Here is a 16,006-nt window from a genome sequence, read left to right on the forward strand (position 1 = left end):
GGCGCAAAACCCTCATTCCCTAAAAATGACTGCTGATGCTATCAGAGACGCAGGCGCCCGCCACGACTGCGTGCCGTTCCCAGGCCATGGGGCAACAGGCTGGAACGGGTATGCGCGTGACAAATGGCAATGGCCAGGGCATCCGAAGCATCGATTTGCGGCTTGCTGGTCAGTTTCAGCATGTGCATGACCATCATCTGCACCTGCTCTTTATTGGCGGCACCGGTGCCGGTCACCGCTTGCTTGACTTGGGTTGCGGTGTATTCGGCGATTTCCAGGCTCTCTTCGGCACCCGCCACAATCGCAGCGCCCCGGGCCTGACCGAGCTTGAGAGCAGAGTCGGCATTACGCGCCATAAAGACTTTTTCGATGCCCATGGTCACCGGGCCGTAGGTCTGGATGACTTCACGCACACCGCGATAGACGATTTGCAGACGCTCATGCAACTCGCCGGACCCCGTGCGAATGCAGCCCGATGCTACGTAAACGCAGCCACGCCCGGTATCACGTACCACGCCATAACCGGTGATGCGCGAACCGGGGTCGATACCAAGAATTAAAGTCATAACGCCTGCGGGTTTGGTAAGAGCACGATATTCATTACAGCGAATAACAAAAGTGGGAGCGAACTGTGGCGAGGGGATTTATCCCCGTTGGGTCGCGAAGCGGCCCTGAACCTGCGAATACGGAGATTTCAGAAAAACCGTAATCACTGGGTCTGCGACTGCTTCGCAGCCGAACGGGGATAAATCCCCTCGCCACTGCCCGTTCCCACATTGGATCTTACTCGCCCTTAACCCAGCTGTGCGGCTACCGACTCAGGAATATCCGCGTTGGAATAGACGTTTTGCACGTCATCCAGGTCTTCGAGCATGTCTATCAGCTTGAGCACCTTCTCGGCGCCTTCCAGGTCCAATTCGGCACTGGTGGTCGGCAGCATCACGATTTCCGCGTCATCGCCTTTGAAACCCGCCGCTTCCAGCGCGTTTCGCACGGAGTAGAAGCCGGCGAACGAGGTGAACACATCAATCGAGCCGTCTTCATGAGTGACCACGTCATCGGCGTCGGCTTCCATGGCCGCTTCCATCAGCGCGTCTTCATCGACACCCGGCGCGAAGGAAATCTGCCCCTTGCGCTCGAACAGATAAGCCACCGAACCGTCGGTGCCCAGGTTGCCGCCACACTTGCTGAACGCATGGCGAACCGCGGCGGCGGTGCGGTTACGGTTGTCGGTCATGCACTCGACCATCACGGCCACACCGCCCGGGCCATAACCTTCGTAGGTCAGCTCGACCATGTCGTCGGTGTCGGCAGCACCGGCACCGCGGGCGACCGCGCGATCAATGATGTCGCGGCTCATATTTGCACCAAGGGCCTTGTCCAGCGCCAGACGCAGGCGCGGGTTGGAACCTGGATCACCGCCGCCCTGACGGGCCGCAACGGTCAGCTCACGAATCCACTTGGTGAAAATCTTGCCCTTCTTGGCATCCTGACGTTCTTTGCGGTGCTTGATGTTCGCCCACTTGGAATGACCCGCCATATCTCGCTCCGAATTCTCTTTGAAACATTGCCCGCTGCGCAGATGCGCCAGCCAGCAAACAAAATCTCGACCTGTCCCTATAAAGAAAAGGCGCATCCGAAGATGCGCCCTTCAGGACAGCCTTACTCAGCTTTTGGCGTTTCGCGCAGACGAATGTGCAGTTCGCGCAATGCCTTGGCATCTACCACACCCGGTGCCTGAGTCATGACGTCAGCCGCGCTCTGGGTTTTCGGGAAGGCAATCACTTCACGGATCGACTGGGCGCCGGTCATCAGCATAACCAGACGGTCCAGACCGAAGGCCAGGCCACCGTGCGGCGGCGCGCCGTATTTCAGGGCGTCGAGCAGGAAGCCGAATTTCTCTTCCTGTTCCGCTTCGTTGATACCCAGCAGACGGAACACCGACTGCTGCATTTCCTTGCGGTGGATACGGATCGAACCGCCACCCAGCTCGGTGCCGTTCAAAACCATGTCGTAGGCACGGGACAAAGCGGTCGCCGGGCTGGCTTCCAGTTCTTCCGGGGTGCACTTTGGTGCGGTGAACGGGTGATGCAAGGCGCTGAAGCTGCCGTCGTCGTTCTCTTCGAACATCGGGAAGTCGACAACCCACATTGGCGCCCACTTGCAGGTCAGCAGGTCCAGGTCGTTACCGACCTTGATCCGCAGCGCGCCCAGGGCTTCGCTGACGATCTTGGCTTTGTCGGCACCGAAGAACACGATGTCGCCGTCAACCGCGCCAACGCGATCGAGGATCACGTTGAGGTTGGCCTCAGGGATGTTCTTGACGATTGGCGACTGCAGGCCTTCCACGCCCTTCGCGCGCTCGTTGACCTTGATGTACGCCAGGCCCTTGGCACCGTAGATGCCGACGAACTTGGTGTAGTCGTCGATCTGCTTGCGCGGCATGCTCGCAGCGCCAGGTACACGCAAGGCGGCAACACGGCATTTCGGATCGTTGGCAGGACCGCTGAAGACCTTGAAGTCGACTTCTTTGAGCTGGTCGGCTACGTCCACCAGTTCCAGCGGGTTACGCAGGTCAGGCTTGTCGGAACCGTAACGACGCATGGCTTCTTCGAAGGTCATGTGCGGGAATTCGCCGAATTCCAGGTCCAGCACTTCCTTGAACAGGTTGCGGATCATGCCTTCGGTGAGGCCCATGATGTCTTTTTCATCGAGGAAGCTGGTTTCGATGTCGATCTGGGTGAATTCTGGTTGACGGTCGGCACGCAGGTCCTCGTCGCGGAAGCACTTGGCGATCTGGTAGTAACGGTCGAAGCCGGCCACCATCAGCAATTGCTTGAACAACTGCGGCGATTGCGGCAAGGCAAAGAACGAACCGGCGTGAGTACGGCTCGGCACCAGGTAGTCACGTGCGCCTTCCGGAGTAGCACGGGTCAGGATCGGCGTCTCGACGTCGAGGAAGCCGTTCTCGTCCAGGTAGCGGCGGATGCTGGTGGTCATGCGCGAACGCAGACGCAGCTTCTCGGCCATTTCCGGGCGGCGCAGATCAAGGAAGCGATAACGCAGGCGGGTTTCTTCACCGACGTCGGAGTACTCGTTCAGCGGGAACGGCGGGGTTTCCGACTCGTTCAGCACTTCAAGCTCGTAGCCCAGCACTTCGATCATGCCCGACGCCATGTTGGCGTTGGTGGCACCAGCCGGACGCAGGCGAACCTTGCCGGTGATCTTCACGACATACTCGCTGCGCACGCGATCGGCGGCGGCGAAGCTCTCGGCGCGGTCCGGGTCGAACACCACCTGGGCCAGACCGTCACGATCACGGATATCGAGGAAAATCACCCCACCGTGGTCACGGCGACGGTGAACCCATCCGCAAAGGGTAATTTCCTGGCCTTCCAGGGCTTCGTTCAGTTGGCCGCAATAATGGCTGCGCATCATGGTAGTGGTTTCACTTCTCGTAATCGAAATTCGGTTGGAGCCCCTGCAGATGTTGCTAGGGCTCGCGCGTGTCGTTCAACTCAGGTTCCAGACCTTAGTCAGCTTTGTCGCCGCCGGCCAGATTCTTCTTGGAACCGGTCTTGAAATCGGTTTCGTACCAGCCGGTGCCGCTCAGGCGGAAGCCCGGCATGGACAGCATCTTTTTAAGCTCTGGCGCCTGGCAGGCAGGGCAGTCGACCAGCGGTGCTGCGCTGATCTTTTGAATGGCTTCCAACTGATGACCACAGGAAGCACATTGATAGTCGTACATCGGCATGGGGGTTGTCTCGGCGATCAGATTGCTACCGCATACGCTGGGTTTTGCGGCAAAGAGCGGGATTATATCCATTAAATGCGGCCTGTGCAGCCGTAAGACTGCACGGGCCGACACTCTGCCCGATCCACCGCTGTGGCTAAGGCATTGCGACACAGCCTCCTTCTTTCAAGCTATGCACGACGCAGACAACCCGCACCAGCCCGGTAAAGTTCTTGACCCCGCCATGACGCAAGTGCACTTCGCGGTCCACATGGGACAGCAGCGCACTGACCGTACAACAATTGACCTTGGCCATATCGCCCAGAATATCCCAGTACACCTGCTCAAGACGCAAGCAGGTGGCGAAGCCGTTCAACCTCACCGACCGGGACAGGGGCCGGGCCAGCCCCATATCAAATTCGCTGACAAACGGATCGATCTTTATATCCTTGACCGGACCGACCCTCCCCTCGCTTCGCCTGTCTCCATAATCCATATCGTTGACACTCCTTTGTCATCCTTGCCTTCTGTAAGAGCACTCTCGTGGCCTTATAAAAGCGCAGGCGCAAAGGTATATCCAGATGACTTTATGACCATCGACGTAGGATAAGCCAACAGCTGTAGGGCGATCATGGACAGCGTCCTAGGCCGGCCATATTCCTACGCAACCAGACGAATTTTAACGAGAGCAAAAGCGATTTTAAGAAGGCAAAGACCGCGAACAACGCCCGACGGGCATCATTCGCGTATTGACGATATTACTGATCCAGCAGAGAACGCAGCATCCACGCAGTTTTTTCGTGGACTTGCATGCGCTGGGTCAGCAGGTCAGCCGTTGGTTCGTCGCTGACTTTTTCCAGCAGTGGAAAGATCCCGCGCGCCGTACGGGTGACCGCTTCCTGGCCATCGACAAGCTGCTTGATCATGTCTTCGGCGCTCGGCACGCCGGCTTCTTCCTTAATAGAAGACAGCCGCGCATAAATCGAATAGGCGCCTGGCGCAGGAAATCCGAGGGCGCGAATGCGCTCGGCAATCGAATCGACGGCCAGGGCCAACTCGTTGTATTGCTCCTCGAACATCAGGTGCAGGGTCCGAAACATGGGGCCGGTGACATTCCAATGGAAGTTATGGGTTTTCAAATACAGCACATAAGTGTCCGACAGCAGACGCGAAAGCCCGTCAACGATGGACTTGCGGTCCTCTTCACTGATACCGATATCGATTGCCATGTTTATCCCCTAAAGGTGATGAGTTCATCCAACACGTGCAGGACCACTCTAGCAAGCCTGCCACCCCCGCGCAGCCCGGGATTGCACAATACCCTGCGACAAATCACCCCTCGGAGCACCGCTGGACTGCCTGATTTGAGTAGCTGCAGGCTTTGCTGTTAAATAGACAGCGTGTCGCGACCGCCTATTTTCCGGGGGCTGCGCATAGGCTGATATCGGGTACGTGCCCAACGCCTCTTATTGTTCTGAAGCGAACCGTGCTCCATCAGCTCTTCCTTGTGATCCGTCTTAACGTGAGTTAATCAAAATGTTGAAAATCGTCCACCTGCTAATGGGCGCAGCAGCTTTGCTGTTGTCCTTCATCCCTAGCCTGCGATCCGAAGCACTACCTTACCTGCAACAACCCGATTCGCTGTACCTGGCCTTTTTCGGCCTGCTCAACCTCACCCTTGCTCCCGTTATCCCTTACTGGAACAAAGGCCCGCGTCACCAACTGCAAAACCTGGTCAGCGCCCTGCTGGTCCTGGCCGTCGTCCTGCAAACCCTGACGTTGCTCGCGCCGATGCCTGTCATCGCCGGTCAACCTGCCGTCCTGTTCAGCCTGGTGGCTGCGCTGATCGCCGTTCTCCTGCACCTGGCTATCAGCTTCTACAAATCTTCACCGGCCGCCGCCTCGCCAAGCTATGACATGAGCAACCGCGATACCGGCACCGTCAAGTGGTTCAACACCTCCAAAGGCTTCGGCTTTATTTCCCGTGATTCCGGCGATGATATTTTCGTGCATTTCCGGGCCATTCGTGGCGAAGGTCACCGTGTTCTGGTCGAAGGCCAGCGCGTGGAGTTCTCCGTCATGAATCGTGACAAAGGGCTGCAAGCCGAAGACGTGATTGCCGCCCTGCCGCGTCGCTGATTCAAGGCTGAAAAAAAACCGCGAACAGCCTGGCTGTTCGCGGTTTTTTATTGCCTGCGGTTTCAATAATGCGGCGGCGGCGCTTCTTCTTCGAAGGTTTCGAACTGCCCGGCCATTTCTTCCTGGCGCTTGAGCAAGGCGGCCATCTGCAATTGCAGGCGCTCAACGGCGCGCTGCTGCGTCGCCAGCACATCGCTCAATGACTGGATGGTGTCATCCTGAAAGGCCAGCTGGCTCTCCAGATCAGTAACGCGATCTTCCAGGCTCATGATTCAACCCTCCAGAAACGTGAAGTCTTCGGTTAACAGCAGACGCAGACGCTCGCGAACTGCCGCGATCTGCGCTGCGCTGTACGGCACGGCCGGATGTTTGCCCCAGACCGGGGCTGGCCAGGCGGCGTCCTCACGCTTGCGCACAATCACATGCATGTGCAACTGACTGACAACATTACCCAGCGCCGCGACATTCAACTTGTCGGCGTCGAACGAATCCTTGAGCAGTTCCGCCAGCGTGGTTGCTTCCTGCCAGAGCTGCTGTTGATCTGCGACACTCAACTGAAATATCTCACTGATATCTTCACGGCGTGGCACCAGGATGAACCAGGGGTAGTTCGAATCATTGGATAACAGCAACCGGCAAAGCGGGAAATCGCCAATCGGTAGCGTGTCTTGTTGAAGTCGTGAATCTAAAGCGAACACCGCGCGCACTCCCGCATTCATCATTTTTCAGCTTAGCGCGCCTCCCAAGCGGCAGCGAACCAAGCGACAGGACGGCAGCATACCTGTGAACGCCACTGGCTTCACGCCGCACGAACGCCCCGATATGGGCCTTTTTTGCTCACCACGCACCATTACAGAACCGAAGATCACACCGAAAACGCCGAAATGACTGATAACCAATGAATAGTTCCAGATGAGTCCGTTACCGCACTGTGTGATTTCAGCACAGCGATTAAGATTTTTTGCACCAAAACCGCACAGTGCGTCTACGCTGAGTTCGTCAGCATCCGCCAAGTACTCACTGGAGGGGTGAACCGGTAACATTTTTTGTTGTCACGCCGCCCACCGTCGGGTGACAACACCATGCAACGCACGACGTCAAGCGCACAAAAAACGCGCTTGAAGCCCCCGGTTTTATGAGGTTTTTACAGCGACAGGCAGGCTTTCAGAAAAAAACAGCTGCACAATTGCAGTTTGTGCACGCTTGTTGCATTCACACCCACATCGCCTTGGAAGCCTCCGCTGGAAGTGGAAGCCTCAAGGCAAATAAAAACAGCGGCAGGGTTGCCCGATGGAGATTCAAACGTTTCACCAGGGACTCTTTTTACCGACGTACACGCCTTGGAAAACAACATTAAAGTTGCCAGTCCTATTGCGTCGAGGCTCTAAATTTGCGACATCTACCCAGCTGTTTGCGACAGGGTCGTAAAGAAGCTGCAAGGTTAGATACGCAAGTATCGCCAACATGATCGGCGTGATATAAGTTTGCGCCGACACAATAAAGAAAGAGCCGCCCAGATAAAAAAACAGGTGGGACGGCAGTACTCTTCTAAAACCAAAGGAGCAAATCACGATGCGCGTGATGAAGTGGAGCATGATCGCACTGGCTGTTTCGGCTAGTATCTCGCAGTTCGCTATGGCGTCTTCTCAAGAGGAATCCAAGGGCTTTTTTGAAGATCAGAGTCTGAATGTTCATAGCCGTATGCTGTACATGAACCGTGATTTCAAAAACAACCCTAGCACTTCGCAAAGTTATCGCGAAGAGACTGGCCTCGGCATACGTACCACGTACGAGTCGGGCTTCACTCAGGGCACCGTAGGCTTCGGTGTGGATGCCTTGGTCAACAGCATGGTCAAACTGGACAGTGGTCGTGGCCGCACCGGTAATGGCATGTTCGGTCGTGATAGCGAAGGCCGCCCGGAAGACACCCAATCCAAGGCTGGCGGTGCAGTTAAATTCCGTCTGTCCGACACGGTCCTGAAATATGGTAACCAATACGTTGCCAGCCCAGTTTTCTCCACAGACGACAGCCGTCTGCTGCCAGAAGTTGCTACCGGCACCATCATCACCAGTAAAGAAATCAAAGGGCTGGAGCTGACCGCAGGTCGTTTCAGCGCCCTGAGTTCGCAGACTGGCATGGGCCGTGACAGCATCAACGGACCGCACAACCCAGGCCTGACCAGTGCCAACATTGCCGGTGCGACCTACCAGTTCACCGACAATTTTGTAGCCGGCGTAGCTGCTTCCGATGTAGATGACTACTTCAAGAAGCAATACATCAACGCCAACTACACCCTGCCGATCAACGAAGATCAGTCCATGAACTTCGACTTCAACGGCTATCGCTCCAAGAGCCAGGGTCAAGAGCTGAGCGGTGATGTTGACAACCGCATCTGGTCCCTCTCCGCTGCCTATAGCATCGGCGCCCACAAGTTCACCGTGGCGCACCAACGTTCCACTGGTGATACCGGCTACGTTTATGGCGTTGACGGCGGCGGTACCATCTTCCTCGCCAACTCCATCCAGTACTCTGACTTTAACGGTCAAGACGAGCGTTCGTGGCAGGCTCGCTACGACCTGAACATGAAAACCTATGGCGTTCCTGGCCTGAGCTTCATGACTCGTTACGTCCGGGGTGACAACATCACCACTGGCGCCGAAGAAGGTAAAGAACACGAGTTCGACTTCGAAACCAAGTACGTTATGCAAAGCGGTCCAGCCAAAGACCTGTCTTTCCGCGTACGTAGCGCGATCTACCGTACAAACTCTTCTTACAACGCCATCAACGGCAACGACAACAACGACTTCCGCTTCATCGTCGAATACCCACTGAGCATCTTGTAATTTCTCAGCGGTAGTTCGATAGCCTCAAATCTGCAATAAAAAACCGCTCACCTGATCAGGTGGGCGGTTTTTTTATGCCTGCCCGGTTTTCAATTCGTAAGCAGGCTAATAACGTCCACATGAATAACAGTAGGCAGCTAACATTCCTCAAGAGGCAGCCGAAAAAAGCCCAGGCATCTATCGATGCCTGGGCTTGTGCGTTTAACTTGACCGAACAGCCAAGTAAAAAACGTTGTTACTGCACTGCCGCTTCCTGAACAACACGAATAACCCGCTGTGGAAACGGAATATCGATACCGGCCGTTTTCAAACGATCCCGGGACTGTTCGTTAAACATGAACATCACATCCCAGTAATCCGCCGTCTTCACCCAAACACGCAGCGAAACAGTGATCGAACTGTCACCCAGCGTAGAAATGACGGCCTGCGGAGCCGGCTCAGTCAGAATACGTTCATCCTTGGCCAGATCCAGTAACACTTCACGGGCCTTCTGCAGGTCCGCTTCGTAATCAACGCCCACATCGAACACTACTTTGCGGGTCGGCTGACGGTTAGTGTTGGTGATGATGCCGTTCGACAGGTTGCCGTTAGGGACGATGATGGTTTTGTTATCGCCGGTACGCAGTACGGTGTGGAAGATCTGGATGCTGTCGACCGTACCGGCAACGCCTTGGGCTTCGATCCAGTCACCGATGCGAAACGGACGGAACAACAGAATCAGCACGCCGCCCGCGAAGTTAGCCAGACTGCCCTGCAAGGCCAGACCGATGGCCAGACCCGCCGCACCGATGGCCGCCACGAACGAAGTGGTTTCCACGCCGATCATCGAAGCTACGCTGACTACCAGCAAAACCTTAAGAATAATGTTCGCCAGACTGCTGATGAACCCTTGCAGCGCGAGGTCGGCATTACGCAACGCCAGCAGACCACCGAGCTTTTGCGCCACTTTGCTGATCAACCACCAGCCGACGGCCAGCGTTATGACCGCCAGCAACACACGGCTGCCGTACTCCATGATCATCGGGATCCAGGCTTGGGAGGCCTTGACCAGGTTGTCCACTTCGGTATTCAAATCCATCTACTTTCTCCTGATTCCCGGCCATCCGGCACGCGAAAAATAAGCGGCAGAAAAGCCCCGCCGGGGTTAAGCACAATCCAGTGTGGGAGCGGCGGTGCGGCGATCCGACTTGCTCGCGAAAGCGGTGTGTCATTCAACAGTGATGTCGACTGATACGCCCTCTTCGCGAGCAAGCCCGCTCCCACAGGTTCCCGCATCAGTCGCGGAAGTTGTTGAACTGCAGCGGCATGTCGAAAGTCTTGGCGCGCAGGGCCGCGATGGCTTCCTGCAAATCATCACGTTTCTTGCCGGTGATGCGCACTTGCTCGCCCTGAATGGCAGCCTGGACCTTGAGCTTGGCGTCCTTGACGTGAGCGACGATTTTCTTCGCCAGCTCTTTGTCGATGCCTTCCTTGAGGACGGCTTCCTGTTTCATCAGCTTGCCCGACGCGTAGGCATCCTTGACTTCAAGGCACTGCACGTCGATCTTGCGCTTGACCAGGGCCAGCTTGAGGATCTCGATCATCGCTTCGAGCTGGAAGTCAGCTTCGGCGGTCAAGTTGACGGTCAGGTCCTTTTCCTTGAATTCAAAGGTGCCCTTGCCTTTCAGGTCATAACGGCGATCGAGTTCCTTGACGGCGTTCTCGACCGCGTTGGTGACTTCGTGTTTGTCCAGTTCGGATACCACGTCGAACGACGGCATGTAATCTCTCCAATAAAAGGCGCGCTCAATAGCGATGGCGCGCGCTTGGCTTGCGGTTAAAATCGGGCTCATTATAACGGGTCTTTTCCAACCGATACTGCGAGCCTCCACATGCCTGCGCCAATCCGAGTAAAAAGCTGATGTCCACCACCTGGCATGTATTGGGCGCCGGCAGCCTCGGTACGTTATGGGCTACCCGTCTGGCGCGGGCCGGGGTGCCGGTCCGGTTGATCCTGCGCGATGAGCAACGCTTGCAGGCGTATCAGGCGGCCGGCGGGTTGACGCTGGTGGAGCACGGTGAGGCCAAGACTTACGAAATACCGGGAGAGACACCGGACAGCCTCGAGCCAATCAACCGTCTGCTGGTGGCCTGCAAAGCCTACGATGCCGAAAAGGCCGTCGCACAACTGGCATCGCGCCTGACGCCTGATGCCGAGCTGATCCTGTTGCAGAACGGCCTCGGCAGTCAGGACGCCGTCGCCGCCCAGGTTCCGCAGGCCCGTTGCGTATACGCCTCGAGCACCGAAGGCGCGTTTCGCGATGGCGACTGGCGCGTAGTGTTCGCCGGTCACGGCTACACCTGGCTGGGAGATGCCGGTCATCCAGTCGCGCCGATCTGGCTGGATGACCTGACGGCTGCCGGCATTCCTCACGAGTGGAGCACCGACATCCTGACCCGGCTGTGGCGCAAACTGGCGCTCAACTGTGCGATCAATCCACTGACGGTGCTGCACGATTGCCGCAACGGCGGCTTGCAGGAACACCGTTGCGAAGTCGCCACCCTCTGTGGCGAACTGACCGACTTGCTGGAACGCTGCGGTCAGCCGGCAGCGGCCCAAGACCTGCAACAGGAAGTCGAACGGGTGATCCATGCCACGGCGGCCAACTACTCGTCGATGCACCAGGACGTCGCGAGCCAGCGCCGGACCGAAATCAGCTACCTGCTGGGCTATGTCTGCAAAGTGGCCTCGCGACACCAACTGAACCTGCCCCACCTCAATCAATTACAGCAGCGACTGATTACCCATCTTCAAAGCCTTGGATTGCCCAGCGACTGAGCACCGGCTACGCTGGCCACTTGTTCCTTTTCAGCGATGAACCTGATGCCATTGCGCCAGCGTCTCGAAAACCTCCCGGTCGGCCAGAAACTGCTGGCCGCCCTGCTCGTGCTGTTGATCACCATCCTGCTGGTCGCCAACCTGACCTTTATCAGCGCCGCGTATTACATCTCCCAGGAAAGCATGGCGCCCCAGGCCTTGCAGACCATCGGCCGACTGGTGTCCAACCCGAGCCTGGTGGCCGACGCCTTGAAGTCACCGCAAAGCGCCGAACGCCTGCTCAACGAACTCAACAGTTATTCACCGCTGCGGGCGGCGGCCTTGTATGACGGCAAGGGTGAGCGACTGGCGCAGTTGCAGCATGGCGACAAGTTGCACCTGCCGGAACGTTATCGGCACATTGAATCCTGGCAGGCCACCGAGTTTCGCAGCAATCAAGTGATCACCCTGCCCCGCCCCGGCACCGCGCCGGGCCATCTGTTGCTGGTGGCCAGCAGCGAGTTGCCGATGGCGTTCTACACCGGGACCCTGACCGCCAGCCTGGGCATTCTGATCTTCAGTGTGCTGTTGTGGCTGGTGATCGCCCGGCAGATCAAACGCCTGATTACCCGGCCGATCCATCAGCTCGAAGAACTGTCCCGGCAAGTGACCCGCGAAGAGAACTACGCCCTGCGCGCCTCCCGTGGCAACCACGACGAAATCGGCAGCCTCGCCGAGGCCTTCAACACCATGCTCTCGCGGATCGAAGCCCGGGAGCAGCAGCTCAAGCGTGCCCGGGATGACTCACAGGCGGCTTACGATCAGGCGCAGGGCCTGGCCGAAGAAACCCGCCACACCAATCGCAAACTGGAACTCGAAGTCCAGGTGCGCAGCAAGATCGAGAAGAAGCTCACCGGTTTCCAGAACTACCTCAACAGCATCATCGACTCCATGCCGTCGGCCCTGATTGCCCTCGACGAGCAGCTCTATGTGACCCAGTGGAATCAGGAGGCCAGCGCCCTGTCCGGCACCCGTCTGGACGAAGCCTTGAACCAGCCGATCTTCCTCGCCTTCGAACCCTTGAAGCCATTTCTGCCGCAGCTCAAGCAAACCGTCGAGCAGCACACCGTGGCGAAGATCGAGCGCGTGACCTGGTTCAAAGACGATGAACCCAAGCACTACGCCCTGACCTTCTACCCGCTAATGGGCGGGGCCGGGCGCGGTGTGGTGATCCGGATCGACGACATCACCCAGCGTCTGTCTCTGGAAGAGATGATGGTGCAGTCAGAAAAAATGCTCTCGGTCGGTGGCCTCGCCGCCGGTATGGCCCACGAGATCAACAACCCACTGGGCGCGATCCTGCACAACGTGCAGAACATTCGGCGACGCCTGTCGCCTGACTTGCCGAAGAACCTCGAACAGGCCGAGCTAGCCGGTATTTCCCTGGACACGGTCAACAAATACCTGCAATTGCGCGAAGTCCCGCAGTTGCTCGATGGCATTCAACAGGCCGGCGCCCGGGCAGCGAAGATCGTCACGCACATGCTCAGCTTCAGCCGGCGCAGCACCCGGCAAATGGCCCCGTGCGACCTGCCGGCGCTGATCGATCAAGCAGTGGAAATTGCCGGTAATGACTTCGACCTGGCCATCGGTTTCGACTTCAAGGGCCAGGCGATCATCCGTCAGTTCGACCCGGCGCTGGGCCCTGTGCCCGGCACGGCCAACGAACTGGAGCAAGTGCTGCTCAACCTGTTGAAAAACGCCGCCCAGGCGATTCACCAACGTGAAGACGACAGCGAACCTGGACGGATCATTCTGCGCACCCGGCTGAATCCGCCGTGGGCCGAAATCCAGGTCGAGGACAACGGCATCGGCATGAGCGAGAACGTGCGCAAACGCACCTTCGAACCCTTCTTCACTACCAAGGAAATCGGTCAGGGCACCGGTCTTGGCTTGTCGGTTTCTTATTTCATCATCACCAATAACCACAAGGGTCAGATGGAAGTGCAATCCACACCCGGCCAAGGCACCTGCTTTACCTTGCGTCTGCCACTGGCGGGCAGCCCCGTCATCTCCCAAGAACTCAATCAGCTATCGAGGTAACCCATGGGCTTTCGCTTGTCGAAGATCTACACCCGCACCGGCGACAAAGGCGAAACCGGACTCGGCGATGGCCGCCGCGTGCCCAAAGACCACCCGCGGATCGAGGCCATTGGCGAAGTCGATACGCTGAACAGCCAGGTAGGCGTGCTGTTGGCCGGGCTGGCGGCAGAAAGTGCGGCGTATCCGGGTTTGAACGAGGTGATTGAGGTTTTGGCGCCTTGCCAGCATCGGTTGTTCGACCTGGGTGGCGAGTTGGCGATGCCGGTGTATCAGGCGCTGAATGCAGCGGAAATCGAACGGCTGGAAGCGGCGATCGATCTGTGGAATGAGGAGTTGGGGCCGCTGGAGAATTTCATTCTGCCGGGGGGTTCAGCGCTAATTGCCCAGGCCCATGTGTGCAGAAGCCTGGCGCGTAGCGCGGAGCGACGGTGCCAGCAGTTGAATGGGATTGAACCGTTGGCCGGCGTTGGCTTGGCGTATATCAATCGGTTGTCGGATGTGTTGTTTGTGGTGGCGAGGGTGATTGCCAAGCGCCAGGGGGTTGCCGAGATTTTATGGCAGGCAGCCGCTAAACCTCAGGAATAATCGGCGCCTCTCTGGCTGTCTTCGCGAGCAAGCCCGCTCCCACATTTGATCTCATTCCATCTGGAAGAACTCGGTCAACTGTGGGAGCGGGCTTGCCCGCGAAGAGGCCGGCAGCATCACTGAAAATTCAAGCCTCTGGCCAGAACGCCCGAATCCCCGCCACACCTTGAGCTCCAACGTCCCAAGCCTTTTGCTGCTCTGCCGGGCCTACGCCACCGAGCAAAAACACTGGCTTGCTGAAACCTTCGATCAACGCCGTAGCCTGCTCCCAACCCAGCGGCAGCGCATCCGGGTGAGTCTGGGTCTTTTGCACCGGCGACAAGGTCACGAAATCCACCCCCATCTGTTCAGCCAGCGCCAGCTCTTCAGCATTGTGACAAGACGCCGCCAGCCAGCGCGACGCCGGTAGCGGTCGACCCGCTGCCGCGTATTTGCGCAATTGCGCGGCCGTGATGTGCCAGCCGGCGGACGGGAAGTCGCCAAGCCACTCGAACGGGCCCTTGATCATCAATTGCGCCTTGCCGGCACACAGCCCCGCCGCATCCACCGCCAGATCGCGGTACTTCGGATCGTAGCCGTTGGGCGCGCGCAGCTGGATCAACTTGATACCGCCAGCAATGGCTTTCTGGATACCGCGCAGCAAGGCCGGGGTTTCCAGGTCTTCAGGCGTTATCAAATACTGCGCAGGCAAACGTGCAGCCGCAACGATCGGCTGGTTGGCCGCCGGGAACTCGTAGTTCAGCAGATCACGCTGAGCCACCCATTCCAAAGGCTGGTCTTCGGCGCCGTGGGGTTCGCCGGTAAAGTCCGAGACTTCCCAAACGTCCAGCAACACCTGTTTGTCCGGGTAATCGTGGCGGACTTTGATCAACGGTCGCGCGGCGCTCACCACAATGCCCAATTCCTCCTGGAGCTCGCGAGCCAGAGCGGTTTCGACGGATTCGTCATCCTCGACCTTGCCGCCTGGGAATTCCCACAAACCGCCCTGATGTTGAGTGTCGGCACGGCGTGCGATAAGGATCTTGCCGCTGCTGTCACGGATAACGGCGGCGGCTACGTGTACTCGTTTCACTGCCCAATCTCCTCCAGGCCTGCCTTCTGCCAGGCCTTGAACGACGGCCAGTGGTAGACGGTTTCAACATAGGCTTCGTCCGCTGCCGGCAACTTCACCTGATACGTGCGCAAGCGCACGGCAATCGGTGCGAAGAAGGCATCGGCGAGGGTCGCGCCGCCAAACAGGAACGGACCGGTTTCAGTGGCGGCCGCACGGCATTCAGCCCACAACGCCAGCATGCGTTCGATATCCGCCTGCACCTCTGGAGGTGTCGGCGACAGTGGTGCATCGCGGCTCAGGTCGAACGGCATATTCCCGCGCATGGCAAAAAACCCGGCGTGCATCTGCGCGCAGGCCGAACGTGCCTGGGCACGGGCGGCGGGGTCTTTGGGCCAGAGACCGGCGTCGGGAAATTGCTCGGCCAGGTATTCGGCAATCGCCAAAGAGTCGGCGATGGTGCCGTGTTCGGTTTTCAGCAACGGGACTTTGCCGGTCGGCGAGTGCTTGAGCAGCCGTTCGCGGGTGTCCGGTTGATTCAGCTTGATCAGTTCTTCGGTGTACGGGGCGCCGGTGAGCTCAAGAGCCAGGGCGCCGCGCAGGGACCAGGAGGAAAGCAGTTTGTCGCCGATGATCAGGTGGAGGCTCATGTTCGGGACCTTTTGATGAGGGAAGCGGGCCAGTCTTGTGGTGACTGACAGTCCGTCATCGCGGGCAAGCCCGCTCCCACAGGGTTAGCGCAGGTCATGTGGGA

General features: G+C 58.0%; 17 protein-coding genes. 5 read left to right on the forward strand and 12 right to left on the reverse strand.

From position 1 onward, the window contains the following. Positions 1-41 precede the first annotated feature (41 nt). From ruvC to DJ564_RS25570, 6 genes are all read right to left on the reverse strand, one after another. Positions 42-566, reverse strand: a complete 525-nt coding sequence (gene ruvC, locus DJ564_RS25545; protein WP_008147379.1) for a crossover junction endodeoxyribonuclease RuvC — start codon at positions 564-566, stop codon at positions 42-44. Between the two features lie 227 nt (positions 567-793). Next, positions 794-1,540, reverse strand: coding sequence for a YebC/PmpR family DNA-binding transcriptional regulator (locus DJ564_RS25550; RefSeq protein ID WP_008072427.1), 747 nt, complete (start codon positions 1,538-1,540; stop codon positions 794-796). 122 nt (positions 1,541-1,662) lie between these two features. Beyond that, positions 1,663-3,438 (reverse strand): aspartate--tRNA ligase, encoded by a 1,776-nt coding sequence (gene aspS, locus DJ564_RS25555; RefSeq protein WP_109634296.1) that lies wholly within the window; start codon positions 3,436-3,438, stop codon positions 1,663-1,665. A gap of 94 nt (positions 3,439-3,532) precedes the next feature. Next, positions 3,533-3,754, reverse strand: a complete 222-nt coding sequence (locus DJ564_RS25560; RefSeq protein WP_010457489.1) for an FmdB family zinc ribbon protein — start codon at positions 3,752-3,754, stop codon at positions 3,533-3,535. 136 nt (positions 3,755-3,890) lie between these two features. Further along, entirely contained in the window at positions 3,891-4,229 is a 339-nt protein-coding gene (locus DJ564_RS25565) for a ribbon-helix-helix domain-containing protein (protein ID WP_109634298.1), read from the reverse strand. A gap of 262 nt (positions 4,230-4,491) precedes the next feature. After that, positions 4,492-4,962, reverse strand: a complete 471-nt coding sequence (locus DJ564_RS25570) for a Dps family protein (RefSeq protein ID WP_094470990.1) — start codon at positions 4,960-4,962, stop codon at positions 4,492-4,494. 307 nt (positions 4,963-5,269) lie between these two features. Here DJ564_RS25570 and DJ564_RS32670 point away from each other — a divergent pair, with 307 nt between their 5' ends. Next, positions 5,270-5,872, forward strand: a complete 603-nt coding sequence (locus DJ564_RS32670; protein WP_109634299.1) for a cold-shock protein — start codon at positions 5,270-5,272, stop codon at positions 5,870-5,872. A gap of 62 nt (positions 5,873-5,934) precedes the next feature. Here DJ564_RS32670 and DJ564_RS25580 read toward each other — a convergent pair whose 3' ends face one another. Both DJ564_RS25580 and DJ564_RS25585 read right to left on the reverse strand, forming a co-directional pair. Further along, positions 5,935-6,141 carry a SlyX family protein gene (locus DJ564_RS25580; protein WP_010457497.1) on the reverse strand — a complete coding sequence of 69 codons (207 nt, stop codon included), beginning with the start codon at positions 6,139-6,141 and terminating at the stop codon, positions 5,935-5,937. A 3-nt stretch (positions 6,142-6,144) separates the two neighbouring features. Next, positions 6,145-6,570 (reverse strand): HIT domain-containing protein, encoded by a 426-nt coding sequence (locus DJ564_RS25585; protein ID WP_109636186.1) that lies wholly within the window; start codon positions 6,568-6,570, stop codon positions 6,145-6,147. 874 nt (positions 6,571-7,444) lie between these two features. Between DJ564_RS25585 and DJ564_RS25590 the strand changes: the two genes are divergently transcribed. Further along, positions 7,445-8,716: an OprD family porin gene (locus tag DJ564_RS25590; protein ID WP_109634301.1), complete on the forward strand. Its 1,272-nt coding sequence runs from the start codon at positions 7,445-7,447 to the stop codon at positions 8,714-8,716. Positions 8,717-8,951: 235 nt separating this feature from the next. On the opposite strand, the gene DJ564_RS25595 is transcribed toward DJ564_RS25590, so the two are convergent. Next, on the reverse strand, positions 8,952-9,794 hold the full coding sequence (locus tag DJ564_RS25595; RefSeq protein ID WP_109634302.1) for a mechanosensitive ion channel family protein: 843 nt from the start codon (positions 9,792-9,794) through the stop codon (positions 8,952-8,954). 196 nt (positions 9,795-9,990) lie between these two features. Then, positions 9,991-10,476 (reverse strand): YajQ family cyclic di-GMP-binding protein, encoded by a 486-nt coding sequence (locus DJ564_RS25605; RefSeq protein WP_007906601.1) that lies wholly within the window; start codon positions 10,474-10,476, stop codon positions 9,991-9,993. A 140-nt stretch (positions 10,477-10,616) separates the two neighbouring features. On the opposite strand from DJ564_RS25605, the gene DJ564_RS25610 reads away from it, so the two are divergent. The 3 genes from DJ564_RS25610 to DJ564_RS25620 are packed head-to-tail and all read left to right on the forward strand — an operon-like array spanning position 10,617 to position 14,201. Further along, the gene (locus DJ564_RS25610) at positions 10,617-11,534 is read left to right on the forward strand and encodes a putative 2-dehydropantoate 2-reductase (RefSeq protein WP_109634304.1); all 918 of its coding nucleotides are present in this window, start codon (positions 10,617-10,619) and stop codon (positions 11,532-11,534) included. A gap of 45 nt (positions 11,535-11,579) precedes the next feature. Then, positions 11,580-13,616 carry a PAS domain-containing sensor histidine kinase gene (locus tag DJ564_RS25615; protein WP_109636187.1) on the forward strand — a complete coding sequence of 679 codons (2,037 nt, stop codon included), beginning with the start codon at positions 11,580-11,582 and terminating at the stop codon, positions 13,614-13,616. Between the two features lie 3 nt (positions 13,617-13,619). Continuing rightward, the gene (locus DJ564_RS25620) at positions 13,620-14,201 is read left to right on the forward strand and encodes a cob(I)yrinic acid a,c-diamide adenosyltransferase (RefSeq protein WP_109634306.1); all 582 of its coding nucleotides are present in this window, start codon (positions 13,620-13,622) and stop codon (positions 14,199-14,201) included. Positions 14,202-14,328: 127 nt separating this feature from the next. On the opposite strand, the gene DJ564_RS25625 is transcribed toward DJ564_RS25620, so the two are convergent. Both DJ564_RS25625 and DJ564_RS25630 read right to left on the reverse strand, forming a co-directional pair. After that, complete coding sequence (locus tag DJ564_RS25625) at positions 14,329-15,273, reverse strand: Nudix family hydrolase (protein ID WP_109634307.1); 945 nt, start codon at positions 15,271-15,273, stop codon at positions 14,329-14,331. After that, positions 15,270-15,902, reverse strand: a complete 633-nt coding sequence (locus tag DJ564_RS25630; protein WP_109634309.1) for a glutathione S-transferase family protein — start codon at positions 15,900-15,902, stop codon at positions 15,270-15,272. The genes DJ564_RS25625 and DJ564_RS25630 overlap by 4 nt, the downstream gene beginning before the upstream one ends. Positions 15,903-16,006 lie beyond the last annotated feature (104 nt).

Source organism: Pseudomonas sp. 31-12 (genome assembly GCF_003151075.1).
GTDB lineage: Bacteria > Pseudomonadota > Gammaproteobacteria > Pseudomonadales > Pseudomonadaceae > Aquipseudomonas.